The organism is Klenkia sesuvii, from assembly GCF_037083825.1.
GTDB lineage: Bacteria > Actinomycetota > Actinomycetes > Mycobacteriales > Geodermatophilaceae > Klenkia > Klenkia sesuvii.
Genome location: NZ_JBAPLU010000033.1, coordinates 1 through 15,676 on the forward strand (window position 1 = coordinate 1; position 15,676 = coordinate 15,676).

The 15,676-nt window shown below is 77.5% G+C and carries 15 protein-coding genes; 11 read left to right on the forward strand and 4 right to left on the reverse strand.

Annotated elements, in window-relative coordinates:
* Positions 1-212: 212 nt before the first annotated feature.
* Positions 213-1,619 carry an MFS transporter gene (locus tag TEK04_RS20130; RefSeq protein ID WP_336406154.1) on the reverse strand — a complete coding sequence of 469 codons (1,407 nt, stop codon included), beginning with the start codon at positions 1,617-1,619 and terminating at the stop codon, positions 213-215.
* A 77-nt stretch (positions 1,620-1,696) separates the two neighbouring features.
* Between TEK04_RS20130 and TEK04_RS20135 the strand changes: the two genes are divergently transcribed.
* Positions 1,697-2,917, forward strand: coding sequence for a 3-deoxy-7-phosphoheptulonate synthase (locus TEK04_RS20135; protein WP_336406155.1), 1,221 nt, complete (start codon positions 1,697-1,699; stop codon positions 2,915-2,917).
* 12 nt (positions 2,918-2,929) lie between these two features.
* Here TEK04_RS20135 and TEK04_RS20140 read toward each other — a convergent pair whose 3' ends face one another.
* From TEK04_RS20140 to TEK04_RS20150, 3 genes are read right to left on the reverse strand one after another with little or no spacing between them, the layout of a single operon-like run.
* Positions 2,930-3,223, reverse strand: a complete 294-nt coding sequence (locus TEK04_RS20140) for a YiaA/YiaB family inner membrane protein (RefSeq protein WP_336406156.1) — start codon at positions 3,221-3,223, stop codon at positions 2,930-2,932.
* Between the two features lie 49 nt (positions 3,224-3,272).
* The gene (locus TEK04_RS20145) at positions 3,273-3,503 is read right to left on the reverse strand and encodes a hypothetical protein (protein WP_336406157.1); all 231 of its coding nucleotides are present in this window, start codon (positions 3,501-3,503) and stop codon (positions 3,273-3,275) included.
* Positions 3,484-4,530: an NAD-dependent epimerase/dehydratase family protein gene (locus tag TEK04_RS20150; protein ID WP_336406158.1), complete on the reverse strand. Its 1,047-nt coding sequence runs from the start codon at positions 4,528-4,530 to the stop codon at positions 3,484-3,486. Before TEK04_RS20150 ends, TEK04_RS20145 begins: the two co-directional genes overlap by 20 nt.
* 179 nt (positions 4,531-4,709) lie before the next feature.
* Between TEK04_RS20150 and TEK04_RS20155 the strand changes: the two genes are divergently transcribed.
* From TEK04_RS20155 to TEK04_RS20200, 10 genes are read left to right on the forward strand one after another with little or no spacing between them, the layout of a single operon-like run.
* Entirely contained in the window at positions 4,710-6,371 is a 1,662-nt protein-coding gene (locus tag TEK04_RS20155) for a carbamoyltransferase family protein (RefSeq protein WP_336406159.1), read from the forward strand.
* Positions 6,364-7,860 (forward strand): HAD-IIIA family hydrolase, encoded by a 1,497-nt coding sequence (locus tag TEK04_RS20160; protein WP_336406160.1) that lies wholly within the window; start codon positions 6,364-6,366, stop codon positions 7,858-7,860. Before TEK04_RS20155 ends, TEK04_RS20160 begins: the two co-directional genes overlap by 8 nt.
* Positions 7,857-8,861 carry a glycosyltransferase family 9 protein gene (locus tag TEK04_RS20165; RefSeq protein ID WP_336406161.1) on the forward strand — a complete coding sequence of 335 codons (1,005 nt, stop codon included), beginning with the start codon at positions 7,857-7,859 and terminating at the stop codon, positions 8,859-8,861. Before TEK04_RS20160 ends, TEK04_RS20165 begins: the two co-directional genes overlap by 4 nt.
* A complete protein-coding gene (locus TEK04_RS20170) occupies positions 8,858-9,808 on the forward strand; it encodes a glycosyltransferase (protein ID WP_336406162.1) in 951 nt (316 codons plus the stop codon). Before TEK04_RS20165 ends, TEK04_RS20170 begins: the two co-directional genes overlap by 4 nt.
* Positions 9,805-11,007 (forward strand): glycosyltransferase, encoded by a 1,203-nt coding sequence (locus tag TEK04_RS20175; protein WP_336406163.1) that lies wholly within the window; start codon positions 9,805-9,807, stop codon positions 11,005-11,007. Before TEK04_RS20170 ends, TEK04_RS20175 begins: the two co-directional genes overlap by 4 nt.
* Entirely contained in the window at positions 11,004-11,627 is a 624-nt protein-coding gene (locus TEK04_RS20180) for a D-sedoheptulose-7-phosphate isomerase (RefSeq protein WP_336406164.1), read from the forward strand. The genes TEK04_RS20175 and TEK04_RS20180 overlap by 4 nt, the downstream gene beginning before the upstream one ends.
* Positions 11,624-12,907 carry a PfkB family carbohydrate kinase gene (locus TEK04_RS20185; RefSeq protein WP_336406165.1) on the forward strand — a complete coding sequence of 428 codons (1,284 nt, stop codon included), beginning with the start codon at positions 11,624-11,626 and terminating at the stop codon, positions 12,905-12,907. Before TEK04_RS20180 ends, TEK04_RS20185 begins: the two co-directional genes overlap by 4 nt.
* Complete coding sequence (locus tag TEK04_RS20190; protein ID WP_336406166.1) at positions 12,904-13,815, forward strand: glycosyltransferase family 9 protein; 912 nt, start codon at positions 12,904-12,906, stop codon at positions 13,813-13,815. The genes TEK04_RS20185 and TEK04_RS20190 overlap by 4 nt, the downstream gene beginning before the upstream one ends.
* Positions 13,812-14,741 (forward strand): glycosyltransferase family 2 protein, encoded by a 930-nt coding sequence (locus tag TEK04_RS20195; protein ID WP_336406167.1) that lies wholly within the window; start codon positions 13,812-13,814, stop codon positions 14,739-14,741. Before TEK04_RS20190 ends, TEK04_RS20195 begins: the two co-directional genes overlap by 4 nt.
* Positions 14,738-15,610 carry a polysaccharide pyruvyl transferase family protein gene (locus TEK04_RS20200; protein ID WP_336406168.1) on the forward strand — a complete coding sequence of 291 codons (873 nt, stop codon included), beginning with the start codon at positions 14,738-14,740 and terminating at the stop codon, positions 15,608-15,610. The genes TEK04_RS20195 and TEK04_RS20200 overlap by 4 nt, the downstream gene beginning before the upstream one ends.
* The last annotated feature ends 66 nt before the right edge of the window (positions 15,611-15,676 follow it).

The following is a 15,676-nucleotide window of genomic DNA, read 5'->3' on the forward strand; positions in this document are numbered from 1 at the left end:
CTGCTCGGGATGGCTCGTGCCGGGATGCTGCCGGCAGCGGTCCTGTGCTCGGTGGCGGCGGACCTGGACGCGATGAGCAGCTGAGCGGGCATCCGCGGCGCAGGGCCAGCTCCGGGGCGGTCGCGGCGAGCACGTCGGTGTGCAGGGCACCGGGGCCGCCGACGGGGGGTGGTCTGCACAGCACGCATGCGCTCGGGGCTGGGCGTACCCGGCTAGGGCGTGCCGCCGGTGGTGGTCGGCCGGGCCGCCGCGCGCGGAGGGAGCAGCCAGGTGAGGCCGGCGGTCACCAGGCAGACCCCGGCCCCGAGGACGGCGATCGTGGTGTAACCGCCGGCTCCCGGCTCGCCGGAACCGCTGGTCGTGGCCGCGGCGAGCACGGCGGCGGCCACCGCGCTGCCGAGGGCGAAGCCCACGTACCGCAGGACCTGGTTCAGGCTCGTGGCGCTGCCGGTCTCCGACGGCGGCACGGTGGAGATGACCAGCGCCGGGAACGCGGCGAAGGCGGCCCCGACCCCGAGCCCGGCCACGGCCATCACCAGGAACACCTGCCACAGCTCGGTGCGGAGGAGGCCGAACAGGACGAAGGCGGCCGCCTGGACCAGGGCCGCCACCGGCAGGACGGCGAGGCGACCGGCCCGGTCGGCCAGCACCCGGGCGAACCGCCCACCCAGCACGCTGGCCGCGGAGAACGGCAGCAGCGCCAACCCCGCGACGAGGACGGACCCGCCGAGACCGGGACCGCCCTCGCGTGGGGCCTGCACCAGCACGGGGACGGTCACGAGCAACAGGTAGTTCGACAGCCCGACGAGCATCGCCGCCGCGTGGGCCGTGACGGCGATGCGACCGCGGGCGAGGCGGAGGTCGACCAGGGGCTGTGGTGCCCGCAGCTCCCACCGGGCCCACCCCACCAGCACCACGACGGACCCGGCCGTCAGGCTCCAGGTCGGCGTCGACGTCCAGCCCCAGCTCTCGGCCTCGCCCAGCGCCAGCAGCACACCGGCCAGTCCCGCACCGAGCAGGACGGCGCCGACGACGTCGAGGGTGCGGGCGGTCCGCACGCGCGACGGCGGGAGGACGACAGCCGCGGCGACCAGGGCGGCGGCGCTCACGGCGGCGCCGGCCCAGAAGGCGGCGTGGACACCGCCGAGCTCGGCGACGAGCCCGGCGAGCGGGTAGCCGATGCCCAGTCCGGCCACCACCGTGATCGACAGGGCGGCCACCGTGGAGCGCGAACGGTCGCCGTCGAGTGCTTCCCGGGCCGTGGCGATCGCCACGGGGGTCAGCCCGAGCCCGACCCCCTGCAACCCGCGACCGGCGATCAACCACCCCAGGCCCAGCGGGAGGGCTGCCAGCACGCCACCCAGGGTGACCGCGGCGAGGACGGCGAGGACGACCTCGCGGCGTCGGGGCCCGTCCCCGAGACGGCCGATCACCGGTGTGGCGACCGCCCCCACCAGCAGGGTGGCCGTGAGCGCCCACTGGGCGTCGGGCAGGGGAGCCTCCGTCGAGGCCGCGATCGCCGGGATGAGCGGCGCCCCGAGGCTGCTGATGACGGCGACGACCGTGCCCACGAAGACGAGCACCGGGACCAGGCCGCGGGGCGGGGGAGTGGGCGGCACGGGCCCAGGCTCCCAGGTCGTTGCCCGGGCCGAGCGGTCCGGGGCCGCGGCCCGCAGAGCCGGTAACCTCGCGGCCCGTGCCCGCCCCCGCTGAGCTGCTGCCCACCGCCACCAGGATCGCCGAGGCGCTGCTCGAGGTGCAGCAGCGGGTCAACGACCGGGTGGACGCCACCCACGCCGAGCTGCTGCCCGCGGTGCAGGCCGCCCTCGGGATCGCGCCGAGCGACGCCGTCGACCCCGGTGACCTGGTCGACCAGCGGATCACCGGCGCCAGCGCCGTCGTCACCCCGGCCGCGGTCGCCGCACTGGTCCCGCTGACGGCGGCGTCGGCGGCCACCACCCGGGCCGCACGGCGGGCGGTCGGCGACGTCGTCCGGGGTGCCGACGACCGGCTCGCCGTCATCGCCGGGCCCTGCTCGGTCCACGACCCGGTCGCCGCGCTGGAGTACGCCGCGTTCCTGGCCCGGATGCGCGAGCGGCACGCCGCCGACCTGGAGATCGTCATGCGCACCTACACCGAGAAGCCGCGCACCGAGGTGGACTGGAAGGGCTTCGCCTACGACCCGTTCCTCGACGGCTCCAGCCGGATCAGCGTCGGCCTGGTGGCCACCCGGATGCTCATGGCCGAGATCACCGCGCTCGGCGTGCCGGTCGCCGCCGAGCCGCTGAACGCCCTCACCCCGCAGTACGTCGACGGCCTGGTCACCTACAACGGCGTCGGCGCCCGCAACGTCACCGACCAGACCGCCCGGGAGCGGGTGTCCGGCTTCTCCTCGGTGGTCGGGTTCAAGAACTCACCCGAGGGCAGCATCGACGTCGCGGTGTCCGCGGTCATCTCCGCCCGCTCCCCGCACGACTTCCTCGGCGTCGACCGGCACGGGGTGTCGGCCCAGCTGGGCACCACGGGCAACCACACCGGTCACGTCATCCTGCGCGGGGATGCCGACGGGCCCAACTACTCACCGGCGCACGTCGCGGACACCAAGCGGCGCCTCGCCGCCCGCGGGCTGCCGGAGGTGCTGGTGGTGGACGCCTCGCACGGCAACAGCGGCAAGGACCACGTGCGGCAGGTGCAGGTCGTCCGTGACCTCGCCGGGCAGGTCGCCGGCGGGGAGCGGGGCATCCGCGGCGTCATGGTGGAGAGCAACCTGGTCGCCGGACGCCAGGACCTGGACCGGACCGACCCGGGCTCGTTGACCTACGGCCAGAGCGTCACCGACGCCTGCGTCGACCTGCCCACCACCGAGGAGCTGCTCGCCGAGCTGGCCGACGCCGTCCGCACCCGCCGCGCAGGGTGAGGTCCGCCGGCCTCACAGCTGCGGGGTGCGGTAGGGGTCGTGCTCGGCGAGCATGCGCTCGAGCCGGGCCTCGTCGATGCGCGAGAGCACCGTCGAGCCCTCCTGCGCGTCGCGGATGACCTTGGCCAGCGTGAACGACGAGGTGATGACGAACAGGCCGGTCATGCCGAGGAACAGCCGCTGCCAGACGTCCAGCGGCAGGTAGGCGATGCCCACCAGCATGCCCACCGCAGCGGCGCCGAAGGCGATCGCGGCCTGGGCGAAGAAGGCGGCGGTGTTCTTGTTCTTCATGGGGTTCGTGGTCATGACGCAGACGGTGCCCGCCCACCCCGGGCCACCGACTCCGTAGGACTGCTCAACCCTCCTGCGTGGACCCCGCCACCGGACGCGGCGTGCGCAGCACCGGCACCTCGCGGCCGCCCACGGCCCCGGCGTGCACGTGGTCCAGGACCAGGTCGAGTGCCTCCGTCGACAGCCGGGTCACCGAGCCGGTGTCGACGGCGTCCACCGGCAGGGGCTCGCGGCCGTAGCGGGCGTGGAAGTCGGCCACCACGGCGGCGTCGACGTCACCGGCCAGGCACAGCACGCCCCTCCCCGACGTGTTCACCAGCCGCACCAACCCCCGCGTCGCCACCGCCCGAGTGTCCCGCACCGGGCGCCGTCGTCCGGAACCAGTCGACCGCCCGGGCCAGGCCCTCGGCCAGCTCCACCTCGGGCTCCCAGCCCAGCCGGGTGCGGATCGCGGTGATGTCCGGGCAGCGCACCGAGGGGTCGTCCACCGGCCGGCCCACGTACTCCACCTGCGGCGCCACGCCGACCACCGCGGCCACCGCGTGCGCGATGTCGAGCACCGACCGTTCCTCGGGCAGGCCCACGTTGAACGGCCCGGGCAGGGCCGAGGCGGCGACGGCGAGGATGCCGCGCACGGTGTCGTCGACGTAGCAGACCGAGCGGGTCTGGCTGCCGTCGCCGGCCACGGTCATCGGCTGGCCGGTCAACGCCTGCGCGATGAACGTGGGGATGGCCCGGCCGTCGTCGCGGCGCATCCGCGGTCCGTACGTGTTGAAGATGCGCACGATCGCGGTGTCGACGCCGTAGGCGCTCCGGTAGGCCGTGGTCAGCGCCTCGCCGAACCGCTTGGCCTCGTCGTAGACCCCGCGGGGGCCGACCGGGTTGACGTGCCCCCAGTAGCTCTCCGGCTGCGGGTGCACCTGCGGGTCGCCGTAGGTCTCCGACGTGGACGCCAGCACCATCCGCGCCCCGGTGCGCCGGGCGGCCTCCAGCGCGTGGCCGGTGCCGGCGCTGCCCACCCGCAGCGTCTCCACCGGTAGCCGCAGGTAGTCCGCGGGCGAGGCCGGCGAGGCCAGGTGCAGCACCAGGTCGACGTCGTCGCTGGTGGTGAACGGCGTGCTGACGTCGTGCCGGACGAAGGCGAAGCAGGGGTCGTCCCGCAGGTGCGCGACGTTGCCGCCGTCGCTGGTGGACAGGTCGTCCATGCAGGTCACCCGGGTGCCGGTGGCCAGCAGGCGCTCGCACAGGTGCGAGCCGAGGAACCCGGCGCCACCGGTGACGACGGCGTGCCGGAAGGGGACGGCGGGCACGGGCTGGGTCATGGCGGCTCCCGTCGAGAGGGCGACCGCGTCTTCGAGCCGGGCCGACCGTATCCCGCGCAGGACGGCGACCGCGACCGGTCGACGTGCGGGACCCCCCGGGGCCGTGCTGTCATGGCCCGGCCGGTCGAACCTCGTGCTGAGCAGACCCCCGGACCACCGGGTGAGCTGCGAGGTGAGCCGTGCGCGTCCTCGGCATCAACGCCCTCTTCCACGACCCGGCCGCCGCCGTCGTCGTCGACGGCACGGTGGTCGCCGCGGCCGAGGAGGAGCGGTTCAGCCGGCGCAAGCACGGCAAGCGGCCGGTGCCGTTCTCGGCCTGGGAGACCCCCGACCAGGCGGCCGCGTGGTGCCTGCAGCAGGCCGGGGTGCGCGCCGAGGACCTCGACGCGGTCGCCTACTCCTACGACCCCGACCTGCACCTGGCCCCCGAGCAGGCCGGCGTGCACGACCCCTGGGACCACCTCCGGCTGACCTACGCGCAGCAGGCGCCGGACTTCCTCGCCGAGGGCGTCCCGGGGCTGGACCCCGACAAGGTGCGCTTCGTCCCGCACCACGTCGCGCACGCCGCCTCCGCCGCCCTCGCCGCGCCCTGGGGCGGTAGCTGCGCGGTGCTGGTGCTCGACGGCCGCGGCGAGCGGCACAGCTCGCTGGCCGGGGTCTACCGGGACGGCGTGCTCGAGGTGCTGGCCAGCCAGCAGCTGCCGCACTCCCTCGGCCTGCTCTACGAGGACGTCACCGCCCACCTGGGCTTCCTGCGCAGCTCCGACGAGTTCAAGGTGATGGCGCTGGCCTCCCACGGCCGGCCCCGGCACGCCGAGGCGCTGCGCACGCAGGTCCGGGCCACCGGGGACGGCGGGTTCACCACCGCCGGCGTCGACCTCGCCGCGCTGGCCAAGGCGCGCCGCCCCGACGAGCCGTGGACCGACGAGCACGCCGACCTCGCCGCCAGCGTGCAGCTGGTCGTCGAGGAGGTGCTGCTCGACCTCGCCCGCTGGCTGCGCGACGCGACCGGCGAGACCCGGCTGGCCCTCGCCGGCGGGGTGGCGCTCAACTGCGTGGCGAACACCCGGCTGGCCGCGGAGTCCGGGTTCGGGCAGCTGTGGGTGCAGCCCGCCGCCGGGGACGCCGGCACCGCGCTGGGCGGGGCGTTGGAGCTGTCCTGGCGGGGCGGGGAGCCCACCGCGCCCTTCCCCGGCGCGGACCTGGGCCGCGGGTGGTCCGACGCCGAGATCGAGGCCGTGCTGCGCACCGCGCGGGTGGCCCACCGGCGCAGCGACGACGTCGCCGACGAGGTCGCCCGGGTGCTCGCCGCCGACGGCGTGGTGGCCTGGTTCCAGGGCCGCAGCGAGTTCGGCCCCCGGGCGCTGGGCCACCGGTCGCTGCTGGCCCACCCCGGGCGGGCGGCCAACCTGGAGCGGCTCAACGACGTCAAGGGCCGCGAGCAGTTCCGCCCGGTCGCGCCGATGGTGCGGCTGGACCGGGCCGCCGAGATCTTCTCCCGCGGCCCGGTGCCCAGCCCGCACATGCTCTTCGTGCACGACGTCGCCCCCGCCTGGCGCGACCGCATCCCGGCAGTGGTGCACGTCGACGGCACCGCCCGCATCCAGTCCGTGGACCCCGCCACCGAGCCGCTCGTGGCCGCGATGCTCACCGCGTTCGAGGCGCGCACCGGCCTGCCCGTCGTGGTCAACACCAGCCTCAACACCGCGGGCCGGCCGATGGTGGACAGCCCCCGGGACGCGCTGGAGTGCTTCGGCTCGGGCCCGGTCGACCTGCTGGCCATCGGCCCGTTCGTCGTCCACCGGTCCTGGGCGCACGCCGGGGAGGCCCTCGGTGGGTGACTACGCCGTGGTGGTCCCCACGCTGGGGCGGCCCTCGCTGCGGGTGCTGCTGGCCGCGCTCGCCGCGGCCGACGGTCCCCGGCCGGGGTGGCTGGTCGTCGTGGACGACCGGCGGGAGCCGGGGGACACCCCGGTGGTCGACGTCCGCGACCTGCCCGCCGACGTCGCCCGGCACGTGCTGGTGCTGCACGGCGGTGGCCGCGGGCCGGCCGCCGCCCGCAACACCGGGTGGCGTGCCGTCCCGGCCGGGGTCGACTGGATCGCCTTCCTCGACGACGACGTCGTGGTCGGCCCGCGCTGGTGCGCCGACCTGGCCGCCGACCTCGACGCCGCCGACCGGCACGGGATCGCGGCCAGCCAGGCGGAGATCGACGTCCCGCTGCCGGCGCACCGGCGACCCACCGACTGGGAGCGCGGCACCGCGGGCCTGGCCACCGCCTGGTGGATCACCGCCGACATGGCCTACCGCCGCGACGCCCTGGCCGCCGTCGACGGGTTCGACGAACGCTTCCCCCGTGCCTTCCGCGAGGACGCCGACCTGGCCCTGCGGGTGCAGGCCACCGGAGGACGCCTGGTGGTCGGCAGCCGGCGCACCACCCACCCGGTGCGGCCCACCGGGCGCTGGACCAGCGTGCGCCAGCAGCGGGGCAACGCCGACGACGTCCTGGTGGCCCGGCTGCACGGCCGGCTCTGGGGCGACCGGGCGCACGCCCCCGCCGGCCGCCGGCGGCGGCACCTGATCACCACCGCCGCCGGGCTGGCCGCGGTGGCCCTGCGCAGCCGGGCGGCGGCCGCGGTGTGGGCCCTGGGCACCGCGGAGTTCACGTGGGCCCGGATCGCCCCCGGCCCGCGCACCCGCGGCGAGGTGACCACCATGCTGCTGACCAGCCTGGCCATCCCGCCCGCGGCCAGCTGGTGGTGGGTGCGGGCGCTGCTGCGCCGCACCCCGCCCCGACCGGTCCACGAGGCGCCGCGCACCAAGGCCCTGCTGGTCGACCGGGACGGCACCCTGGTCGTCGACGTCCCCCACAACGGCGACCCCGACCTCGTGCAGCCGCTGCCCGGTGCGGTGGGGGCGGTGCAGGCCGCCCGCACCGCCGGGCTGCCGGTCGGCGTGGTGACCAACCAGTCGGGCCTGGCCCGCGGCGCCTTCACCGCAGCCGACCTGGCCGCGGTGCACCGCCGGGTGGACGAGCTGTTCGGCGCGTTCGACGCCTGGGCGGTGTGCCCGCACGGCCCGGACGACGGCTGCGCCTGCCGCAAGCCCGCACCCGGTTCGGTGCTGGCGGCGGCGGCCAGCCTGGGCGTGGAGCCGGCCGACTGCGTGCTGGTCGGTGACATCGGCTCGGACGTCGCCGCCGCGCGCGCCGCCGGGGCCCGCGCGGTGCTCGTGCCCACCGAGGAGACCCGGGCCGCCGAGCTGGCGGTCGCCCCCGTCGTGGCCCGCGACCTGGGCACGGCGGTGGCCGTCGTGCTGGGGGACCGGTGAGGCGCGCGCTGGTGGTGCGCCTGGACTCCCTGGGCGACGTGGTCGTCTGCGGGCCGGCGATCCGGGCCGTCGCCGCCACCGCGGACTCGGTCACCCTGCTGGCCGGTCCGCGCGGGGCCGAGGTCGCCCGGCTGCTGCCCGGGGTGGACCACGTCGAGGTGTTCGACGCCCCGTGGATCACCGCCGGCGCCCACCCGGTCGACACCGCGGCGGTCGCCGGGCTGGTGTCCCGGCTGCGCGGGCGGTTCGACACCGCCGTGGTGCTCACGTCGTTCCACCAGAGCGCGCTGCCCACCGCGCTGCTGCTCCGGCTGGCCGGTGTCGGGCACGTCGCCGCGGTCAGCACCGACCACGCCGGCAGCCTGCTCGACGTCCGGTTGCCCGAGCCGCCCGACGACCCCGAGCCGGTGCGCATGCTGGCCGTCGCCCGGGGCGCCGGGTTCGCCCTGCCGCCCGGGGACGACGGCGCCCTCGCGCTGGTCGACGACCTCCCCGCGGTGGCCGGTCTGCCCGGCCGGTTCGCCGTGGTGCACCCCGGCGCCGACGCCCCGGCGCGGACCTACCCGCTCGTCCGGTGGCGCGAGGTGGTGGATCGGCTGGTCCGGAGCGGCCTACCGGTGGCCGTCACCGGCGGGCCCGACGAGCGCGCGCTCACCTCCCTGGTGGCCGGCGACCACGGCCTGGACCTCGGCGGCCGGCTCTCGGTGGCCGAGCTGGCCGCGGTGCTGCGGGAGGCGGCCGTGGTCGCCGTCGGCAACACCGGACCGGCCCACCTGGCCGCCGCGGTGGGCACGCCGGTGGTGAGCCTGTTCTCCCCGGTCGTGCCCGCTGTGCGCTGGGCTCCGCACGCCGGCCGCCGGGTGGTGCTGGGCGACCAGGACGCCCCGTGCGCCGGCACCCGGGCGCGCACGTGCCCGCTGCTCGGTCACCCCTGCCTGGCCGGCGTGCACCCGGCCGCCGTCGTCGACGCCGTGCACGACCTGGTGCGGGTGCCGTCGTGAAGGTCCTGGTCTGGCACGTGCACGGCTCGTGGCTCACCGCTGCGGTGCAGGGCGCCCACACCTACCTGGTGCCGGTGGTGCCCGGCCGCACCGCCGACGGGCTGGGCCGCGCCCGCACCTGGGACTGGCCGTCCTCGGTCATCGAGGTGACCCCCGAGCAGGTGCGCGACGCCGGCGTGGACGTCGTGGTGCTGCAGCGGCCGCGCGACCTGGAGCTGCTGCGGGAGTGGGCCGGGTGGGAGGCCGGTGTCGACGTCCCGGCGGTCTACGTCGAGCACGACACCCCGCCGACGCCGGCCGGCAGCCGCCACCTGCTCGCCGACCGCGCCGACGTCCCGCTGGTGCACGTGACCCACTTCAACCGGGTGGCCTGGGACAGCGGGGTCGCGCCGACCCGCGTGCTCGAGCACGGCGTGGTGGACCCCGGCCCGCGCTGGACCGGCGAGGTCGCCCGGGTGTCGGTGGTCAGCAACGAGCCGGTCCGCCGCGGCCGCACGGTCGGGTTCGACCTGCTGCCGGAGTTCGCCCCGCACGGGGTGGACGTGTTCGGCATGGGCGTCCGGGGTGCGTCCCGGGCGCTGGGCACCGCGGTCGGGGAGTTCGAGGACCTGCCGCAGCACGCCCTGCACGACGAGGTAGCCCGGCGCCGGGTCCACCTGCACCTCACGCGGTGGACGTCGCTGGGCCTGTCCCTGGTGGAGGCGATGACGATGGGGTGCCCGGTGGTGGTGCTCGCGACGACGGAGGCCCCGACCGCCGTCCCGCCCGAGGCCGGCGTGGTCTCGACCGACCTGGACCTGCTGACCCACGGCGTGCGCTGGCTGCTGTCCGACCGCGACTCGGCCCGCACGGCCGGGCAGGTCGCCCGGGCCGCCGCGCTGGAGCGGTTCGGGCTCCACCGGTTCCTCGCCGACCTCGACACCCTGCTCGAGGAGGTGGCCCGGTGAGGGTCGCCCTGGTCAGCGAGCACGCCAGCCCCCTGGCCACCCTGGGGGGCGAGGACGCCGGCGGGCAGAACGTGCACGTCGCGATGCTGGCCCGGGCGCTCGCGGCCCGCGGTCACGACGTCGTCGTGCACACCCGCCGGGACGACGTGGACCTGCCGCCCACCGTCGACTTCGCCCCCGGGGTCGTCGTCTCGCACCTGGACGCCGGCCCGCCCAAGGAGGTGCCCAAAGACCAGCTCTGGCCGCACGTGCCCGAGCTGGCCGCGGCGCTGCGCGCCGAGCTGCTGGCCGACCCGCCCGACGTGGTGCACGCGCACTTCTGGATGAGCGGCCGGGCCGCCGTCGACGCCGCGCACGGCCTGGGCGTGCCGGTGGCGCAGACGTTCCACGCGCTGGGCTCGGTCAAGCGCCGCTGGCAGGGCGCGGCCGACACCAGCCCGCCGGTGCGGGTGCGGGTGGAGGCCGCGGTCGCCCGGCGCGCGGCCGGGGTGATCGCCACCTGCGGCGACGAGGTGGACGAGCTCACCGCGCTCGGGGTCGACCCCGGACGGGTCGCCGTCGTGCCCAGCGGCGTGGACACCGCCGCCTTCACCCCCGCCGGACCGGTCGCCCCGCGCACGCACCGGCCCCGGTTGCTGGTGGTCGGCCGGCTGGTGCCGCGCAAGGGCCTGGACGACGTGCTCACCGCGCTCGCCGACGTCCCCGGTGCCGAGCTGGTGGTGCTGGGCGGCCCGGCCGCCGAGGTGCTCGACGCCGACCCCGCCGCGGCCCAGGTGCTGGCCGAGGCCACCGCGCGGGGCGTGGCCGACCGGGTCCGGCTGGTCGGCCGGGCGGGGCGCGACGACGTCGCCGCGTGGATCCGGTCGGCCGACGTCGTGGTCTGCGCACCCTGGTACGAGCCGTTCGGCATCGTGCCGCTGGAGGCGATGGCCTGCGGCGTCCCGGTCGTCGGCACCGCTGTCGGTGGCCTCACCGACACCGTCGTGGACGGCGGCACCGGCCTGCTCGTCCCGCCCCGCGACCCACCCGCGCTGGCCGCGGCGCTGCGCGCGCTGCTGGCCGACCCCGACCGCCGCCGCCGGCTGGGCGCCGCGGGCCGGGAGCGCGTGCTCACCACCTACGACTGGCAGGAGGTCGCCCGCATGACCGAGGACGCCTACCGACGGCTGCCCCGCCCCCGCCCGGCGGTCGGGCGATGACCCGCCCGGCGACCCGCCCGGCGACCCGCCCGGTGACGCCGGTGGGGGCCGAGCACGTGCAGCACCTGACCACCGCGCTCGCCGACTCCGCGCCGACGGTGGCGACCGCGACCCGGTGGGGGCGCGAGCTCGCCGGGCTGCTCACCGGCGGCGCGCGGCTGGTCGCGGCGGGCAACGGCGGCAGCGCCGCGCAGGCCGCGCACCTCACCGCGGAGCTGGTCGGCCGGTACCGCGACGACCGGCGGCCCTTCTCCGCGGTGGCGCTGCACGCCGAGGTGTCGGCGCTGACCGCGATCACCAACGACTACGGCCACGACGAGGGCTTCGCCCGCCAGCTCGAGGCGCACACCCGCCCCGGTGACGTCGCCGTCCTGCTGTCCACCTCCGGCGGCAGCCCGAACGTCGTGGAGGCCGCCCGCCGTGCCCGCGCCGGCGGGGTGACCTGCTGGGCGATGACCGGCCGGGGCCCCAACGCGCTCACCGAGGTCGCCGACGACGCGCTCACCGTCGCCTCGCCGTTCACCGCCACCGTGCAGGAGCTGCACCTGGTGCTGCTGCACGTGCTCTGCGCGGGGCTGGACGCCGAGCTCGACGCCCGGTTGCTGGCGGGTGCCGAGTGAGGACCCTGGTCGTCGTCGGCGACACCCTGCTCGACGTCGACACCGAGGGCCGGGCCGAGAAGCTCTCGCCGGACGGCCCGGTGCCGGTCGTGCGCGCCGCCGCCGAGCGCACCCGCGCCGGGGGCGCGGGCCTCACCGCCGCGCTGGCCGCCGGGCGGGGCCGGGTCGTGCTGGTCACCCCGCTGGCCGACGACGCCGACGGCGCCGTGCTGCGCGGTGCGCTGCCCGACGGCGTCGAGCTGGTCGCCGTGCCCTGGACCGGCGCGACGTCGGTCAAGCACCGCATCCGGGCCGGCGGGCACACCGTCGCCCGGGTGGACCGCGGTGGCGACCCCGGCACCGTCGGCCCGCTGCCCGCCGCGGTGGCCACGGCCCTCGCGGGGGCCGACGCCGTGGTGGTCGCCGACTACGGCCTGGGTGCCACCGCCGACCCGGAGCTGCGCCGCCTGCTCGCCGCCGCGGCCCGGCGGCGACCGGTGGTGTGGGACCCGCACCCCCGGGGTGCCGCACCGGTCCCCGGCTGCCGCTTGGTCACGCCCAACGCCGTCGAGGCCCTGGGCCACGACCCCGGTCCGCGACCGGACGTCGGTGCGGTCGCCGACCGGGCGCTCGCGCTGCGCGCGGAGTGGGCCGCGGGCACCGTCGCGGTCACCCTCGGGGTCGCCGGTGCGCTGGCCACGGTGGGCGAGGACGGCGTGCTGGCCGTGCCCGCCCCCGCGGTCGACGCCGGGGACACCTGCGGCGCCGGCGACGCGTTCACCGCGGCGGCCGGCTGGGCGCTGGCCGGTGGCGCCCTGCCGCCGGAGGCGGTGGCCGTCGCGGTCGCCGCAGCCAGCGCCCACGTCGCGGCACCCCCGCCCGCAGCCGCCGGTGGCGGTGTGCTGGTCGCCACCGGCGGCTGCTTCGACCTGCTGCACGCCGGCCACGTCGCCACCCTCGAGGCCGCCCGCGCGCTGGGTGACCGGCTGGTGGTGTGCGTCAACTCCGACGCCTCGGTCGCCCGGCTCAAGGGCCCGGGCCGGCCGCTGCAGCCGCAGGCCGACCGGGTGCGCATCCTGCGGGCGCTGGCCTGCGTCGACGACGTCGTGGTCTTCGACGAGGACACGCCCGAGCAGGTGATCACCACGCTGCGGCCCCAGCTGTGGGTCAAGGGCGGCGACTACTCCGGCGTCGCCGTCCCCGAGGCCGCCGTGCTCGCCGGGTGGGGCGGCCGGGTGGTCACCGTGCCGTTCCTGGCCGGCCGCTCGACCACCGCGCTGACGCAGCTGGCCCGGGCATGAGCACCTGCGTCGTGCTGCGCGCCATCGGACTGGGTGACATGGTCACCGGTCTGCCCGCACTGGCCCTGCTGCGCGCCCGGCTGCCCGGCTGGCGGGTGGTGCTCGGCGCCCCCGGGCGGTTCGCCGAGGTGCTCGGCGGCTCCGGGCTGGTCGACGCCGTCGTCCCCGTCGAGGACCTCGCCCACGTCACCGGCCTGCCCGCGCGCCCGCACCTCGCGGTCGACCTGCACGGCGACGGCCCGGCCTCGAAGGACCCGCTGCTGGCGCTGCGCCCCGACCGGTGCGTCGGCTTCGCGCCCACCCCGGCCCCCGACCGGTCGCGGTGGGACGACGACGAGCACGAGGTCGACCGCTGGTGCCGGTTGGTCGCCGAGCAGGTCGGCGGCCCGGCCACCCCGCCGCCGCTGCCCGGGCTGCTGCCGGTGCCACCGCCGGTGCGGCCCGGGTCGACCGTCGTGCACCCCGGCGCCGCCTCCGGCTCCCGCCGCTGGCCGGCGCGACGGTGGGCCGCCGTCGCCGCGGCGTTGCGGGACGCCGGCCACCGGGTCGTGGTCACCGGGACGGCGGAGGAGCGCTCCCTCGTCGACGAGGTCGCCGACGGCGGCCCCGGGCTGGTCGACCTCTCGGTGGGCGAGCTGTGCGGGCTGGTCGCCGCGGCCCACCTGGTGCTGTCCGGCGACACCGGGACCGCGCACGTCGCCGCGGTGTTCGGCACGCCGTCGGTGGTGCTCAGCGGGCCGGTGTCCCCGCGCCGCTGGGGCCCGCCGGTCCATCCCCGGCACCGGGTCCTCTGGCCGGCGGACGACCCCGGGCACCGCGGTGACCCGCACGGCACCGAGGTCGACCCGGTGCTGCTGCGCACCTCGGTGCCGGACGTGCTGGCCGCGGCCGCGGAGGTCGCGCCGTGACGGGCCTCGCCGACCGGCTCACCGTCGTCCTGCTGACCCACGACTGCGCCGGCTGGCTGCCCGCCACCCTCGACCGGCTCGCCGAGCTGGACCTGCCGGTGGTCGCCGTCGACAACGCCTCCACCGACGGCACCCGGGAGCTGCTCGCCGCCCGGCCGTGGCTGCGGCTGCGGGCGCTGCCCACCAACACCGGCGCGGCCGGCCGCACCGAGGGCGTACGCGCCGTCACCACGCCCTACGTGGTGTTCTGCGACGACGACGGCTGGTGGGAGCGGGCCGGGCTGGAGCGGGCGGTCGCGCTGCTGGACGCCCACCCCCGGCTGGCGTTGGTCAACGCCCGCATCGTGGTCGGCGACCAGCTGGCCCCCGACCCGATCTCGACGGAGATGGCCGCCAGCCCGCTGCCCGAGACCGCGGGCGTGCCCGGCGCCGTGCTGCTCAGCTTCATGGGCGGGGCGGCGGTGGTCCGGGTGGCCGCCTACGAGCAGGTCGGCGGCTACGCGCCGGAGTTCTTCATCGGCGGCGAGGAGGAGACGCTGGCCCACCCGCTGCTGCGCGAGGGCTGGCTGCTGCGCTACGTGGAGGACGTGGTGATGCACCACCACCCGAGCCTGGCCAACCACACCCGCATCCGGCACTGGGGCCTGCGCAACACGCTCTGGAACGCCTGGCTGCACCGGCCCTGGCGCAGCGCCCTGCGCTGGACGGTCTTCGTGCTGCGGTCGGCACCCCGGGACGCCGACCTGGTCCGCGGCGTGCTGCTGGCGCTGCGCGGGGTGCCGTGGGTGGTCGCCCGCCGGCGCCCCCTGCCGGGCGAGGTCGACGCCGGGCTGCGGGTGCTCGAGGAGCGCCGGTTCGCCGCCTGGGACGCCGCCCGCCTGGCCGGCCTGCCCGCCGGGGCCGCACCGAAGTACCCCGTGCCGTGACCCGCGTCCTCGTGGTCGGGTGGTTCAGCTTCACCGAGGTCATCGCCACCGTGGGCGACGAGCGGGCGGCCCAGGTGGTCGGCGGCTGGCTCACCGGCGCCGGCATCGCGCACGACGTCGCCTGGGCCCGCTACCTCGGCCGCGGCGTCGACCACGCCCGGGTCGAGCCTGCCGGCTACACGCACCTGGTCTGGGTGTGCGGCCCGCTCGTCGACGACCCGCTGCTCACCGGCCTGCTCGACCGGTTCGGTGCTGCCCGCCGGCTGGCCGTCGGGGTCTCCGTGGTTGACCCGGGGACCGCCGCCCGGTTCGACGCGGTGTGGGCCCGGGACAGCCCCGGTGAGCGCCCGCGGCCCGACCTCGCCATCGACCCGCCCGGCGACGGCCCCGCCGTCGTCGCCACCGTGTTCGCGCCGGTGCAGCCCGAGTACGGCGAGCGGGGGTGGCACGAGCACGTGCAGGACGTCGTCGAGCGGTGGATCGCCGACCGCGGCCTGGGCTGCTTCGACGTCGCCACCGACCTGCTCACCCCGACCGGGCACGAGCGGCGGGTGGCCCAGGTGGCGGCTGTGCTCGGCCGGGCCGACGTGGTGGTCACGTCACGGTTGCACGGGCTCGTGCTCGGGCTGGGGCGGGGCCGACCGGTCGTCGCCGTCGACCCGGTCGTCGGCGGGGCGAAGGTCAGCGCACAGGCCCGGGCGCTGGGCTGGCCGGTCCTGCTCGGGGCGGACGAGGTGGACGCCGTCGCCCTGGACGCCGCGCTGGACCGGTGCCTGCTGCCGGCCACGCCGCTCCTGCCCGCCTGGGCCGACATCGCCCGCTCCGCCGCCGACCAGCGCGCCCGCCTGCTCGCCGCGCTCGCTGGTTGACGGCCTCCTGCGGCGGGGTAGGGCGTCGGTGCTCCAGCCAGCGGGCACCCCTCTCGCCGCGCCCAC